This window comes from Pseudomonas sp. NPDC086278 (assembly GCF_050280905.1).
In the GTDB taxonomy this organism is placed as follows: Bacteria; Pseudomonadota; Gammaproteobacteria; order Pseudomonadales; family Pseudomonadaceae; genus Aquipseudomonas.
In genome coordinates this window covers 56,506-69,221 of the sequence record NZ_JBNNWE010000012.1, presented here as the reverse complement: position 1 = coordinate 69,221, position 12,716 = coordinate 56,506, and the positions used below count along the sequence as shown (strand labels likewise).

Here is a 12,716-nt window from a genome sequence, read left to right as displayed (position 1 = left end):
CAAAACACCGCATTCGCGAGCAAGCCCGCTCCCACATGGGTTTTGTGTGCGGCCTAGCGCCGGCGTTTATCCAGCGAGTACACGAACGGCGCCGTGATTTCGATGGTGCCGTTGGTCAACATATCGGCCGGTGGCTTGGGCAGCGGCTGGGCGCGTCGGATCATTTCCAGGGTCGCCCGGTCCAGATCAGCATTGCCCGAACGGTCGACCAGTTCGAATGTCACCACGTTGCCTTCCGCATCCACGATGAAACGCAGACGATTCATGCCTTCCTTGTTCCGCGATTGCGCGCTGACCGGGTACTTCTTGTACTTGGCCAGGTGAGCGAGCAGGGTGCCTTGCCAGCTGGCTTTGGCCGCTTGCTGCGCCGGCGAAGGGCCCGGTGCCGGTTGTGCGGACTTCTCCGTCGGCGCCTGAGTCGGTTGCGCGTCGCTCGGTTTTTCCTCGGACGGCTTCTCTTTCGGCGGTTCCGGCTTTTTCTCCACAGGCTTGGGCGGTTGAGGCTTCGGCTTGGGCTTGACCGGTTTCGGCACGGCAATTTCTGCCTTGGGCACTTCAGCCAGTTTCGGGATCGGCAGCTCTTCCACCGGGGCCGGTGGCTGCGGCGGCGTTATGACCTTGGGCGGTGCCGGCGGTGGCGGTGCCGGAACCGGCGCCAACTCGACCATCATCGCCTGCGGTGGCAGCTCGATGGGTGGGCGTGCGTTCCAGTTCAGCGCCAGCGCGATGGCCAGCGCATGAACGCCCAGCACCACGGCCAGGCTCCCGCCGTAACGCGTCAGCTTATGGCGCGTCGTGATCATTTCTTGACTGTCTCGAGCCCGACCAGACCGACTTTCAGGTAACCGGCTGAGCGCAGGTTATCCATCACGGCCATCAGGTCGCCGTAATCCACGCCTTTATCAGCCTGGAAGAAGATCGTCGTGTCTTTCTTGCCTTTGGTCCGTGCGTCCAGCGTCGCGCCGAGCGCGTCAGCCTTCACCTCGTCTTCGCCGAGGAACAGACGCTGGTCAGCCTTGACGCTGAGGAACACCGGTTTCTCTGGCCGTGGCGCCGGTTTGGCGCTGGAGGCCGGCAGGTCGACCTTGATGTCCACAGTGGCGAGCGGGGCTGCCACCATGAAGATGATCAACAGCACCAGCATCACGTCGATGAACGGCGTGACGTTGATTTCGTGGTTCTCGGCCAGATCGTCGTCTGCGCCTTCTTTCAAGTGCAAGCCCATGGCTGATTACCCTACTTTGACCGCGTGGGGTTGCGCGGAGCGCTCGGCGGTCGGCAGGTGATCGAGGTCACGGCTGACCAGCAGCAGGACTTCAGCCGACGCATCGGACACTTGCGCCTTGTAACCGGCGATGGAGCGGGCGAAGACGTTGTAGATCACAACCGCAGGAATCGCAGCAACCAGACCCAATGCGGTCGCCAGCAGGGCTTCGGCGATGCCGGGTGCTACAACGGCGAGGTTGGTGGTCTGGGTTTTGGCGATGCCGATGAAGCTGTTCATGATGCCCCACACGGTGCCGAACAGGCCCACGAACGGCGCGGTGGAACCGATGGTCGCAAGGACGCCGGTGCCGCTGCTCATGTTGCGACCGCAGGCGGCCACCAGGCGCTCGAGACGGAAAGCGACACGTTCCTTGATGCCTTCTTTCTCGCGGCTGTTGACCGACAAGCGCATCTCTTCCAAGGCGTCATGTACCAGCAGGTTGGCAAGCGTGCCTGGCTTGGTGGCGGTCGCGCTGGCTTCCCTCAGCGTGGTGGCTTTTTTCAGGTGGACGATTTCGTTGCGCAGACGCCGCTTGGCGCCCATCAGCTCGAAGCCCTTGGCGATCCAGATGGTCCAGGTGATGATCGAGGCGATGGCCAGACCGATCATCACGATTTTCACGATGATGTCGGCGTTCTGGTACATGCCCCAAGGCGACAGGTCGTGGGCCATGCCCAAGGTGTTGTCGGCTTCCAGAACTTCCGGTACGTCTTCAGCGTCCACTGCTTGTGCCGGGTCTGTTGCGGCTGGCGCGACTGCAGGTGCCGCGTGATCGGCCGGGGCCGGCGCAGTGGCGGCGGCCGGCGTGGCGGGTGCTTGTGCGTCGGCGAACGTGGCGGTGGGTGCCAGCATCAGGCTGAGCAGCAAGGCGGCCACTGCGCTCCAGGCGCGAGGTCGTTTGGTTGGCGAAGCGGGGAATTGATTGCGTGTCATGCTGGCCGGACCTGAAAGGAAAAGACGGTAAATGTTCTTCCAGGCCTCGAAGGCCGAGAACAAAAGTGGCGGGCATTATTGCAAGTAATTCTTGTTAACAGAAGTAATAGAGTATCTTTTTTTCCTGCATTGCTAGCCGCTCGTCCTGTGCCAGCGCTAGTCTGTGCCTTTCTGATAGGAGTTTTCTGATGTCCGCGCCTTCTGTTTTGATCGCCGGCTGCGGTGATGTCGGCAGCCGACTCGCCACGCAATTACTCGCGCTGGGCTGGGAGGTTCACGGCATGCGTCGTGACATTTCGCGCCTGCCCGAAGGGGTGATTGGCGTCGCCGGTGACCTGTTCGACAAGGACTGTCCCGACACCTGGCCCATCGGTGCGGTGGATTACCTGGTGTATTGCGCGGCCGCGACGGATCACGACGAAGCCGGTTACCGCGCCGCCTACGTCCAGGGTTTGCAGCATGTGCTGGAATGGCTGGGCGACTATGGGCAAGTGCCTGAGCGGTTGTTGTTCGTTTCCAGCAGCAGTGTTTACGGGCAGCAGGAGGGCGAGTGGGTCGACGAGACTTCGCCGACCGTGACGGGTAGCGGCTATTCCGGTCGACTGATGCTGGAAGCCGAACAAATCGCACTCGACAGCGGTATCCCGGCAAGTATCGTGCGTTTGACCGGCATTTACGGCCCGGGCCGCGAATGGCTGCTGACGCAGGTGCGTCGCGGTTATCGCGTGGCGGTCGATCCACCGTTGTACGGCAATCGCATTCATGCCGACGACGCGGCGGGGCTGATGGCGTATCTGCTGGAAGCGGATCATCGCGGCGTGGCGCTGGATGACGTCTATATAGGTGTCGACGACGCGCCCGCACCGCTGGCCGAAGTGGTCGGCTGGTTGCGTGAGTATCTGGGTGTCACCGAATGGTCTGAAGATGCGAGCGTGCGCCGCACGGGCAGCAAGCGTTGCAGCAACGCCCGCGCCAAAGCGTTGGGCTGGACGCCGAAATACCCCAGCTATCGCGAAGGCTACGCCGCCATTCTCGAAGGCCGCTGCTGATTCCCGGCCACCCGAAACCAAATGTGGGAGCAAGCCCGCTCCCACATTGGTTTTTGCGTTGGTTCTGGAACCGGGTTACTGCTTCTCCAGCAACCACTTGCGATCACCCGGCGTAAACGACGGCATGTCGTCTGCCTGTGCGGTGTTCACCGTCTGGAAAATCTCCAGTTCCTTGCCCTTGCGCGCAAAGATCCAGGTGTTGCCCTGACCGTTCACTTGCAGCCAGATGTTGTCGTTGCCGCCGCTCATCGACGCGCAATCGCCCGCCAGACACAGGGCGTAACGATCCGCGCCCGGCAGACCGGCCACTTGTCCATCGGCCTGGAATTGCACGGTATTGCCTTCGCCCTGGCCGCTGACGATTTTCCAGCTGCCGCCAAGGTAGGCGGTGTACAGCGCGCGTTCGAAACTCGCGCCAATCGGTGCGCCGTCCGGCACCGGAATCACTGCACGGTCGAAGACTTGCGCTGGCTCGTTGTCGCTGGCGGCCTGGCTCAATTGCTTGCCGTCCCGCTTCAGCTCGCTGGCGGAGCTGCCATAAAAGTCGACTTTCCAGGCGCCGGACTGTTCGCCCAGCAGCTTGCCTTCGACGTTTTCAAAACCGTTGGTGTAGCGGGCCTGACCGGCCTTGGTGTTGACGTCCCATTCCAGGTTCGGGCCATACGCCTGAAGCGCTTCGCGCAGGGGCCCGCCTTTGGCGGCAGCGTCGATCGCCACCTGATTGATCCAGGTGCCGCTGATATCACGATCGGCAGGGTTGCTGGCACATCCGCCCAAGAGCAGGGCGACCAGCGAGACAACAAGCGCATTGCGCATGGTGAAATCCTTTCAGAAACGCTTTTTTGTACATACGGCAGCGGCGCAACCCATGGGCTGCGCCGGACGCATTTACTCGATGACCAGAATGGCATCCATCTCAACCTGCGAACCCTTTGGCAGGGCCGCGACGCCAATGGCGGCGCGAGCAGGGTAAGGCTGGTCAAAGTACTTGCCCATGATCTCGTTGACCTTGGCAAAGTGGCTCAGGTCGGTGAGGAAGATGTTCAGTTTGACGATGTCCTTGAACGAACCGCCCGCCGCTTCGGCCACGGCTTTGAGGTTCTCGAACACCTGGACGGTCTGGGCTTCGAAGCCTTCAACCAGTTCCATGGTTTTTGGGTCAAGAGGAATTTGCCCCGACATGTAAACGGTGTTGCCAGCCTTGATCGCCTGGGAATAAGTACCGATGGCGGCCGGGGCCTTGTCGCTGGTGATAACAGTCTTGGTCATGAATGACTCCTTGTAATAGTGGGCTTAGGCACGCATGCGGGTGATGCGAATCACCCCGGTCAAGGCGCGCAGTTTCTTGATCACGCGGGCCAGGTGCACACGGTCGTGCACGCTGACCACCAGTTGGACCACGCTGATGCGACCATCGCGTTCGTCCATGCTGATTTTTTCGATATTGCCGTCGGCGGCATTGACGCTGCTGGCCAGCAGGGCGATCAGGCCGCGCTGATGTTCCAGTTCGACGCGCAGCTCGACGTTGAACTCGCCGGTGACATCCTTGGCCCACGAGAGCTGGATGCATTTTTCCGGGTTGTGACGGATTTCGCTGATGTTGCGGCAGTTGTCCAGGTGAACAACCATGCCTTTGCCGGCAGACAGGTGACCGACAATCGGGTCGCCCGGGATCGGCGTGCAGCACTTGGCGTAGCTGAGCACCAGGCCTTCGGTGCCGCGAATGGCCAGCGGGCCTTCCGGACTTGGCAGCTGTTCGCCTTCGCCAAGCAGGCGGCGGGCGACGACGTAGGCCATGCGATTGCCCAGGCCGATGTCTTCCAGCAAGTCTTCGATCAATTCGAGGCGGTATTCGGCGAGCATCGCACTGACGCGCTCGGCGGCGACTTTCTCCAGCGAACTGTCGAAGCCGTTCAGGACCTTGTTCAGCAGGCGTTCGCCGAGGCTGATGGATTCAGAGCGGCGCTGCAGTTTCAGGGCGTGGCGGATGTGCGTCCGCGCCTTGCCGGTCACCACGAAGTTGAGCCACGCCGGGTTCGGCCGTGCGCCGGGGGCGCTGACGATCTCGACCGTGGAGCCGCTTTGCAGCGGTTCGGACAGTGGCGCGAGTCGACGGTTGATCCGACAGGCGATGCAGCTGTTGCCGACGTCGGTGTGCACCGCGTAAGCGAAGTCGACCGCCGTGGAGCCTTTGGGTAGCTCCATGATCCGGCCTTTGGGCGTGAACACGTAGACCTCGTCCGGGAACAGGTCGATCTTCACGCTTTCGATGAATTCCAGCGAGTTGCCGGCGCGTTGCTGCATCTCCAGCACGCCTTTGACCCATTGGCGGGCGCGGGCGTGAGTGCCTTTGGGCTGCTCGTCGCCGCTGGATTTGTACAGCCAATGGGCGGCGATGCCGTTATTGGCCATCTCTTCCATTTCACGGGTGCGGATCTGGATCTCGATCGGAACACCGTGCATGCCGAACAGTGTGGTGTGCAGCGACTGATAGCCGTTGGCCTTGGGAATCGCAATGTAATCCTTGAAGCGTCCCGGCAACGGTTTGTACAAGTTATGCACAGCACCCAGCACGCGGTAGCAGGTGTCGACCTTGTCGACGATGATCCGGAACGCGTAGACGTCCATGATCTCGTTGAAGGCCCGGCGCTTGCCGCGCATTTTCTTGTAGATGCCGTAAAGGTGTTTCTGGCGACCGCTGACCTCGCCCTGGATGCCGTCGATGGCCAGGCAGTGGCTGAGGGATTCTTCGATCTTGTTGACGATTTCCTTGCGGTTGCCCCGGGCGCGTTTGACCGCCTGGTTGATCCGCGCGGAACGCATCGGGTGCATGGCCTTGAAGCCAAGGTCTTCGAACTCTATGCGGATGGCGTGCATGCCCAGGCGGTTGGCGATGGGTGCATAGATTTCCAGGGTTTCCTTGGCGATGCGTCGGCGTTTTTCGCCGGACAGCACTTCCAGCGTGCGCATGTTGTGCAGGCGGTCGGCCAATTTGACCAGGATCACGCGAATGTCGCGGGCCATGGCCATGGCCATTTTCTGGAAGTTTTCGGCCTGGGCTTCGGCTTTGGTCTCGAAGTTCATCTGGGTCAGCTTGCTGACGCCATCGACCAGTTCGGCCACGGTTTCGCCGAACTGCGCTTGCAGCGCTTCCTTGGCAATCCCGGTGTCTTCGATCACGTCATGCAGCATCGCCGCCATCAAACTTTGATGGTCCATGTGCATGTCGGCAAGAATGTTCGCCACCGCAAGAGGATGCGTGACGTACGCCTCGCCGCTACGGCGGCGTTGACCGTCGTGGGCTTGTTCGGCGTAGAAGTACGCTCGGCGAACCAGGTTGACCTGGTCCTTGCCGAGGTAGGTCGATAAGCGATCGGCGAGGGCGTCTATGCTCGGCATGATGACTCCTGCCGTCCGCTGTGACCCCGCGCCGTGCTACGTCGACCAGGCATAGGCTTAGACGGCCTCGTTGGACTCGTCCTCGAACGCTGCGAACAGCGGTTCGTCTTCGACGATTTCAGCATTGGCGATGAACTCGTAGCTCATCAGGCCTTCAGCGATTTCACGCAGCGCTACAACGGTAGGCTTGTCGTTTTCCCACTGAACCAGTGGCTCTTTGCCGCCAGTGGCCAGTTGACGGGCACGCTTGGTGGACAGCATGACCAGTTCAAAACGGTTTTCCACGTGGTTCAGGCAGTCTTCAACGGTTACGCGGGCCATGGTATTCCTCGGAGCGAATGCAATATGCGCGCTGCCCGGCTGGGCGAGCGGACTCGACAGTTTAAAAAAACACCAGCGATTAGGGAAGCGCTGATTTTTTGACCAAGCCCTTCAACGCGCTGCAAGTGCCAATGTAAAGCCCTTGCAGCGGTTTTGGGAAGTGCTGTTTAGCCGAGCAATTCGGCCAGAAGTTTTCCGTTGCGCTGCTGCTGGCGCTTTTGATGCAGCTGGTTTGCCCGGAAAATCGCCTGCAAATCTTTCAGCGCGTGGGCGAAATCGTCGTTGATGATCAGGTAGTCGTAGTCGACGTAGTGGCTCATTTCGCTGACGGCTTCGCGCATCCGGCCTTCGATGACTTCGTCGCTGTCCTGGCCGCGATTGTTCAGGCGCTGATGCAACGCCTGCAGGGACGGCGGCAGAATGAAGATCGAGCGAGCCTGTGGCATCAACTTGCGCACTTGCTCGGCGCCTTGCCAGTCGATCTCCAGAATCAGGTCATGACCTTCATCCAGCGTTTGCTGGAGGTGGCTTTGCGAGGTGCCGTAGAGATTGCCGAACACTTCGGCGCGCTCGAGGAAGTCCCCATGCTCGATCATCTTCACGAACTCGCCGCGTTCGACAAAGTGATAGTTCACGCCATTCACTTCACCGGGGCGCATGGCGCGGGTGGTGTGGGAGACCGAAACGCGGATCTCTGGATCGGCGTCGGTCAAGGCCTTGACCAGGCTGCTCTTGCCCGCGCCCGAAGGGGCGGAAATGATGTACAGGGTGCCGGTGCTGTGGGTCATGTCGGGTTTGCCTTACTCAATATTCTGCACTTGTTCGCGCATCTGCTCGATCAACACTTTGAGGTTGACCGCAGCCTGCGTGCTACGCGGGTCGAAGGCTTTGGAGCCCAGTGTGTTGGCTTCGCGGTTGAGTTCCTGCATCAGGAAATCCAGGCGCCGGCCGGCCGCGCCACCGGATTTGAGCACCCGGCGAACTTCGATGATGTGCGTGCTCAAGCGATCCAGTTCTTCGGCGACGTCGCTCTTTTGCGCGAGCATGACCATTTCCTGCTCCAGGCGCTGCGGGTCCATCTCGGCTTTCATGTCGGCGAAGCGGTCGAGGACTTTCTGGCGCTGGGTGGCCAGCATCTGCGGCACCAGTTCACGCAAGGTTACGACGTCTTCTTCGATGGAGGTCAGGCGATCATTGATCAGCCGGGCCAGCTCCGCACCTTCACGCTCGCGCCCGGCCTTGAGTTCTTTCAGGCCTTGGTTGAACAGGGCCAACGCTTCAGCGTTCAGCGCTTGCGGGTCGCTCGCATCGCCGACCAGCACGCCGGGCCAGGCGAGCACTTCAAGCGGGTTGAGCGGTGCCGGGTTTTTGATCAGGCCGGCAATCGTCTCGGCGGCGGCGACCAATTGTGCGGCACGCTCGCGGTCGACTTGCAGGGGCTTGTCGGTGTTTTCTTCCGTGAAGCGCAGCGTGCATTCAAGCTTGCCGCGGGAGATTCCCTGGCGCAGGGCTTCGCGGACCGCGCCTTCGAGGTCGCGAAAGGATTCCGGCAGACGCAAGTGCGGCTCCAGGTAGCGGCTGTTGACCGAGCGCAATTCCCAGCTCAGGGTGCCTTGGGCGCCGGCTTTCTCTACGCGGGCGAAGGCGGTCATGCTGTGCACCATGGAGGTACCTCGCAATGCAGGTTCATGCGTTACCAAAGGTTTCGCAGACCCGATCTGGATGAATGTAAGCCAAGAGGCAACAAAGGCGCAGGATTGTAGCGCAGTGCGGCGGATGCGCCCAAACACACGGTGTGACAAAGGGCTGCAGGCCGTCGGTTAAGGCCTGTCCTACGCTCGACTCAAAGCTTTCAATCGTCGGGCCGATGTTTTAGAAGTGCCCAGTCCTGGCGCGCGGCTCTATAATGCTCGGCAGTTTTCCGTCCCCGTACAGGTATTCCCTATGAAACGTCCAAGTGGTCGCGCTGCCGATCAGCTCCGCTCGATCCGCATTACCCGCAACTACACCAAACACGCCGAGGGTTCTGTGCTGGTCGAGTTCGGTGATACCAAAGTCATCTGCACCGTCAGCGTCGAAAACGGCGTACCACGTTTCCTCAAAGGACAGGGCCAAGGCTGGTTGACCGCTGAATACGGCATGCTGCCGCGTGCCACTGGCGAACGTAACCAGCGTGAAGCGAGCCGTGGCAAACAAGGCGGCCGCACCCTGGAAATTCAGCGCCTGATCGGTCGTTCGCTGCGCGCATCCCTGGACATGTCCAAGCTGGGCGACGTCACCTTGTACGTCGACTGCGACGTGATCCAGGCTGACGGCGGCACCCGCACCGCATCCATCACCGGCGCGATGGTTGCACTGGTCGATGCCTTGAAAGTGATCAAGAAGCGCGGCGGCCTGAAAGGCGGCGATCCGCTGAAGCAAATGATCGCCGCGGTTTCCGTCGGCATGTACCAGGGCGAGCCTGTGCTTGACCTCGATTACCTGGAAGACTCGGCTGCCGAGACTGACTTGAACGTCGTGATGACCAGCACCGGTGGTTTCATCGAAGTGCAGGGCACCGCCGAAGGCGCACCGTTCCAGCCTGAAGAGCTGAACGCCATGCTGGAACTGGCGAAGAAAGGCATGACCGAAATCTTTGAACTGCAAAAGGCTGCACTGGCCGACTGACTGGACTGATCCACACAAGGAGGACGCTATGAGTGATGAGCAAGAGCTACTTCCCATCCCGAGCAAAGAAGTTCGGCAGTGGGCGATGTTTTGTCACCTGTCCGCCTTGTTGGGGATCTGGATTCCGTTTGGCACGCTGATCGGTCCGCTGATTCTCTGGCAGATGAAGCGCGAGATGGACCCGTTCATCGATGCGCAGGGCAAGGAGGCGCTGAACTTTCAGATCACCGTCGCCATTGCCTCCGCCATCTGCTTCCTGCTGATGGTGGTGATCATCGGGTTCTTCCTGTTTGGTCTGGTGGCGATTGGCGCGTTGGTGCTGACGATCATCGGCGGCGTGAAAGCCAATGAAGGGGTGCCGTATCGGTATCCGTTCACCTGGCGGCTGATCAAATAAACGCCACGCGGTGGATCAATAACCGCCGCCGCCCTTGTGGGAGCGTGGCTTGCCCGCGAGGCGATCTCACCGTCAACATATGTGTTGAGTGTGCCGGCCTCTTTCGTGGGCAAGCCTCGCTCCTACAGGAATGGGGCCCACAAAAAAACCGACACTGAGTCGGTTTTTTTGTGTCTGCGAAACGACGCTTAGATGGTCAGCGTCCAGTCGTAGTCCACGATCAGCGGTGCGTGCTGCGAGAACCGTGGCTGGCGTGGCAAGCGAGCGCTGCGAACGAAGCGGCGCAGGCCAGGGGTCAGCAACTGGTAGTCGAAACGCCAGCCCAGGTTGAGCATCTCAGCCTGTTCGTTGTCTGGCCACCAGCTGTACTGGTCGCCTTCACGGCTGACCTCGCGCAGGGCATCGACTTAACCCATGTTGCCGACAATCTCGTCCAACCAGGCGCGTTCAGGTGCCAGGAAGCCCGGGGATTGCTGGCTGTCGCGCCAGTTCTTGATATCCAGCTTTTGTTGCGCCACGTACAGCGAGCCACAGTAAATGTACTCGCGACGTTTGCGTCGCTGTTTATCCAGATAACGGGCGAAGTCGTCCATTAGCTTGAACTTCTGGTTCAAGTCTTCATCGCCATTCTGCCCCGAAGGGAGCAGCAAGGTCGCGATGCTGACCTTATCGAAATCGGCTTGCAGGTAGCGCCCGTAGCGGTCGGCCGTCTCGAAGCCGAGACCGCTGATGACAGCCTTCGGTTGCAACCGCGAGTACAAAGCCACGCCACCCTGGGCGGGAACTTCAGCTTCGCAGGCATAAAGGAAGTAGCCATCCAGTTGGAAGGCTGGATCGTCCAGTTCAAAGGCGGAGGCGCGGGTGTCCTGCAGGCAGATGACGTCGGCATTCTGTGCTTGCAGCCAACTGAGCAAACCACGCTCGACTGCAGCCTGAATACCATTGACGTTCACACTGATGATCCGCATAAATGGCCCCAAAAATCGCGTGCGTGTATGATACACGGCGTCAACCTAATTAGCTAAATCCGTGGTATTTGGGGTTTTTTTCATGCAAGCGTATCAGCGCGATTTCATTCGTTTTGCCATCGATCGCGGCGTTTTGCGCTTCGGTGAGTTCACCCTGAAGTCCGGGCGCACCAGTCCCTACTTCTTCAACGCCGGCCTGTTCAACTCGGGTTCCGCGCTTGCACAATTGGGTCGTTTCTACGCGGCAGCCATCGTCGAGAGCGGCATTGCGTTCGACGTGTTGTTTGGCCCTGCGTACAAAGGCATCCCCTTGGCGGCGACCACCGCAGTGGCGCTGGCCGAACATCACGAGCGTGACCTGCCGTGGTGCTTCAACCGCAAAGAAGCCAAGGCCCACGGCGAAGGCGGCAGCCTGGTCGGCGCGCCGTTGACCGGCGACGTGTTGATCATCGACGACGTGATCACGGCCGGCACCGCTATCCGCGAAGTGATGCAGATCATCGCTTCCCAGGACGGCGCCAAGGCGGCGGGCGTGCTGATCGCTCTGAACCGTCAGGAACGTGGCAACGGTGAGTTGTCGGCGATCCAGGAAGTGGAGCGCGACTTCGGCATTCCGGTGATCAGCATTGTTTCGTTGAACCAGGTGCTCGAATTCCTGGCTGACGATCCGCAGCTCAAGCAGCATTTGCCGGCGGTCGAGGCCTACCGCGCCCAGTTCGGCGTCTGACCGTAACCCCACAAGTTCGGTGGTGAAAAAAAGACCCCGCTCAGCCAGGCTGTGCGGGGTCTTTTTTTATGTGCGGCTTAGTGACGCTTGCGATTGCTGATCAGCGTACCCACGCCGGTATCGGTAAAGATCTCCAGCAGAATCGCGTTCGGTACCCGGCCATCGATGATCAGCGAGCTACCGACGCCGCCCTGAACCGCTTCCAGTGCGCAACGGATCTTCGGCAGCATGCCACCGTAGATCGTGCCGTCGGCGATCAGCTCGTCGACCTGCTGCGTGGTGAGCCCGGTCAGGACGGTGCCCGACTTGTCCATCAGGCCGGCAATGTTGGTCAGCAACATCAGCTTTTCAGCTTTCAGCGCTTCGGCCACTTTACCGGCCACCAGATCGGCGTTGATGTTGTACGACTCACCGTTGGCGCCGACACCGATGGGCGCGATCACCGGGATGAAATCGCCTTTCACCAGCAGGTTCAGCAGATCGGTGTTGATGCCGACCACTTCACCCACCTGGCCGATGTCGATGATCTCCGGCTGGGTCATCTCCGGCGTCTGGCGGGTCACGGTGAGCTTCTTCGCACGAATCAGCTCGGCGTCTTTACCGGTCAGGCCGATGGCGCTGCCGCCATGACGGTTGATCAGGTTGACGATGTCCTTGTTGACCTGGCCGCCGAGGACCATTTCCACCACGTCCATGGTTTGCGCGTCGGTCACGCGCATGCCGTCGATGAAGTGGCTCTCGATCGACAGACGCTTGAGCAGGTCGCCGATTTGCGGGCCGCCGCCGTGAACCACCACCGGGTTGATGCCCACGGCCTTCATCAGCACGATGTCGCGGGCGAAGCCGGTTTTCAGCTCCTCGCTTTCCATCGCGTTGCCGCCGTATTTGATCACCAGCGTCTTGCCGACATAGCGGCGAATGTAAGGCAGCGCTTCGGACAGGACCTTGGCGGTGTTGGCGGCGGCTTCGCGTTCGAGGGTCATTCAGG

At 60.6% G+C, this 12,716-nt stretch carries 14 protein-coding genes and 1 pseudogene; 4 read left to right on the top strand and 11 right to left on the bottom strand.

The genetic code is table 11. The annotated features are described in order from the left end of the window. Nucleotides 1–53 precede the first annotated feature (53 nt). The 3 genes from ACQKP4_RS06085 to exbB are packed head-to-tail and all read right to left on the bottom strand — an operon-like array spanning nucleotide 54 to nucleotide 2,200. A complete protein-coding gene (locus ACQKP4_RS06085; protein WP_427631337.1) occupies nucleotides 54–803 on the bottom strand; it encodes an energy transducer TonB family protein in 750 nt (249 codons plus the stop codon). Next, nucleotides 800–1,225, bottom strand: a complete 426-nt coding sequence (gene exbD / locus ACQKP4_RS06080; RefSeq protein WP_427631335.1) for a TonB system transport protein ExbD — start codon at nucleotides 1,223–1,225, stop codon at nucleotides 800–802. Before exbD ends, ACQKP4_RS06085 begins: the two co-directional genes overlap by 4 nt. 6 nt (nucleotides 1,226–1,231) lie before the next feature. Then, a complete protein-coding gene (exbB, locus tag ACQKP4_RS06075) occupies nucleotides 1,232–2,200 on the bottom strand; it encodes a tonB-system energizer ExbB (protein ID WP_427631333.1) in 969 nt (322 codons plus the stop codon). A gap of 188 nt (nucleotides 2,201–2,388) precedes the next feature. Here exbB and ACQKP4_RS06070 point away from each other — a divergent pair, with 188 nt between their 5' ends. Next, nucleotides 2,389–3,249 (top strand): SDR family oxidoreductase, encoded by an 861-nt coding sequence (locus ACQKP4_RS06070; RefSeq protein ID WP_427631331.1) that lies wholly within the window; start codon nucleotides 2,389–2,391, stop codon nucleotides 3,247–3,249. 75 nt (nucleotides 3,250–3,324) lie between these two features. On the opposite strand, the gene ACQKP4_RS06065 is transcribed toward ACQKP4_RS06070, so the two are convergent. The 6 genes from ACQKP4_RS06065 to ACQKP4_RS06040 form a co-directional block, all read right to left on the bottom strand. After that, a complete protein-coding gene (locus ACQKP4_RS06065; RefSeq protein ID WP_427631329.1) occupies nucleotides 3,325–4,065 on the bottom strand; it encodes a hypothetical protein in 741 nt (246 codons plus the stop codon). Nucleotides 4,066–4,137: 72 nt separating this feature from the next. Next, the gene (locus ACQKP4_RS06060; RefSeq protein ID WP_003229509.1) at nucleotides 4,138–4,518 is read right to left on the bottom strand and encodes a RidA family protein; all 381 of its coding nucleotides are present in this window, start codon (nucleotides 4,516–4,518) and stop codon (nucleotides 4,138–4,140) included. 24 nt (nucleotides 4,519–4,542) lie between these two features. Beyond that, nucleotides 4,543–6,648, bottom strand: a complete 2,106-nt coding sequence (gene spoT, locus ACQKP4_RS06055) for a bifunctional GTP diphosphokinase/guanosine-3',5'-bis pyrophosphate 3'-pyrophosphohydrolase (protein WP_427631327.1) — start codon at nucleotides 6,646–6,648, stop codon at nucleotides 4,543–4,545. A gap of 57 nt (nucleotides 6,649–6,705) precedes the next feature. Continuing rightward, the gene (rpoZ, locus tag ACQKP4_RS06050) at nucleotides 6,706–6,969 is read right to left on the bottom strand and encodes a DNA-directed RNA polymerase subunit omega (RefSeq protein ID WP_007894670.1); all 264 of its coding nucleotides are present in this window, start codon (nucleotides 6,967–6,969) and stop codon (nucleotides 6,706–6,708) included. Nucleotides 6,970–7,136: 167 nt separating this feature from the next. Further along, nucleotides 7,137–7,757, bottom strand: coding sequence for a guanylate kinase (gmk, locus tag ACQKP4_RS06045; RefSeq protein WP_427631325.1), 621 nt, complete (start codon nucleotides 7,755–7,757; stop codon nucleotides 7,137–7,139). Nucleotides 7,758–7,769: 12 nt separating this feature from the next. Further along, on the bottom strand, nucleotides 7,770–8,633 hold the full coding sequence (locus tag ACQKP4_RS06040; RefSeq protein WP_427631323.1) for a YicC/YloC family endoribonuclease: 864 nt from the start codon (nucleotides 8,631–8,633) through the stop codon (nucleotides 7,770–7,772). Between the two features lie 280 nt (nucleotides 8,634–8,913). Between ACQKP4_RS06040 and rph the strand changes: the two genes are divergently transcribed. Both rph and ACQKP4_RS06030 read left to right on the top strand, forming a co-directional pair. Further along, nucleotides 8,914–9,636, top strand: a complete 723-nt coding sequence (gene rph / locus ACQKP4_RS06035; protein ID WP_010465211.1) for a ribonuclease PH — start codon at nucleotides 8,914–8,916, stop codon at nucleotides 9,634–9,636. A 28-nt stretch (nucleotides 9,637–9,664) separates the two neighbouring features. After that, the gene (locus ACQKP4_RS06030) at nucleotides 9,665–10,033 is read left to right on the top strand and encodes a DUF4870 domain-containing protein (protein WP_427631321.1); all 369 of its coding nucleotides are present in this window, start codon (nucleotides 9,665–9,667) and stop codon (nucleotides 10,031–10,033) included. A gap of 188 nt (nucleotides 10,034–10,221) precedes the next feature. Here the strand turns inward: ACQKP4_RS06030 and ACQKP4_RS06025 are convergent. Continuing rightward, a pseudogene (locus ACQKP4_RS06025) lies at nucleotides 10,222–11,001 on the bottom strand (exodeoxyribonuclease III). An 82-nt stretch (nucleotides 11,002–11,083) separates the two neighbouring features. On the opposite strand from ACQKP4_RS06025, the gene pyrE reads away from it, so the two are divergent. Beyond that, entirely contained in the window at nucleotides 11,084–11,728 is a 645-nt protein-coding gene (pyrE, locus tag ACQKP4_RS06020; protein ID WP_265041728.1) for an orotate phosphoribosyltransferase, read from the top strand. Between the two features lie 77 nt (nucleotides 11,729–11,805). Here pyrE and argB read toward each other — a convergent pair whose 3' ends face one another. Then, nucleotides 11,806–12,711 (bottom strand): acetylglutamate kinase, encoded by a 906-nt coding sequence (gene argB, locus ACQKP4_RS06015; RefSeq protein ID WP_010465204.1) that lies wholly within the window; start codon nucleotides 12,709–12,711, stop codon nucleotides 11,806–11,808. Between the last annotated feature and the right edge of the window lie 5 nt (nucleotides 12,712–12,716).

Excerpts from the sequence above, each read along its gene's own strand:
- ACQKP4_RS06085 (WP_427631337.1), bottom strand. The coding sequence starts at position 803 with ATGATCACGACGCGCCATAAGCTGACGCGTTACGGCGGGAGCCTGGCC.
- exbD (WP_427631335.1), bottom strand. The coding sequence starts at position 1,225 with ATGGGCTTGCACTTGAAAGAAGGCGCAGACGACGATCTGGCCGAGAAC.
- exbB (WP_427631333.1), bottom strand. The coding sequence starts at position 2,200 with ATGACACGCAATCAATTCCCCGCTTCGCCAACCAAACGACCTCGCGCC.
- ACQKP4_RS06070 (WP_427631331.1), top strand. The coding sequence starts at position 2,389 with ATGTCCGCGCCTTCTGTTTTGATCGCCGGCTGCGGTGATGTCGGCAGC.
- ACQKP4_RS06065 (WP_427631329.1), bottom strand. The coding sequence starts at position 4,065 with ATGCGCAATGCGCTTGTTGTCTCGCTGGTCGCCCTGCTCTTGGGCGGA.
- ACQKP4_RS06060 (WP_003229509.1), bottom strand. The coding sequence starts at position 4,518 with ATGACCAAGACTGTTATCACCAGCGACAAGGCCCCGGCCGCCATCGGT.
- spoT (WP_427631327.1), bottom strand. The coding sequence starts at position 6,648 with ATGCCGAGCATAGACGCCCTCGCCGATCGCTTATCGACCTACCTCGGC.
- rpoZ (WP_007894670.1), bottom strand. The coding sequence starts at position 6,969 with ATGGCCCGCGTAACCGTTGAAGACTGCCTGAACCACGTGGAAAACCGT.
- gmk (WP_427631325.1), bottom strand. The coding sequence starts at position 7,757 with ATGACCCACAGCACCGGCACCCTGTACATCATTTCCGCCCCTTCGGGC.
- ACQKP4_RS06040 (WP_427631323.1), bottom strand. The coding sequence starts at position 8,633 with ATGGTGCACAGCATGACCGCCTTCGCCCGCGTAGAGAAAGCCGGCGCC.
- rph (WP_010465211.1), top strand. The coding sequence starts at position 8,914 with ATGAAACGTCCAAGTGGTCGCGCTGCCGATCAGCTCCGCTCGATCCGC.
- ACQKP4_RS06030 (WP_427631321.1), top strand. The coding sequence starts at position 9,665 with ATGAGTGATGAGCAAGAGCTACTTCCCATCCCGAGCAAAGAAGTTCGG.
- pyrE (WP_265041728.1), top strand. The coding sequence starts at position 11,084 with ATGCAAGCGTATCAGCGCGATTTCATTCGTTTTGCCATCGATCGCGGC.
- argB (WP_010465204.1), bottom strand. The coding sequence starts at position 12,711 with ATGACCCTCGAACGCGAAGCCGCCGCCAACACCGCCAAGGTCCTGTCC.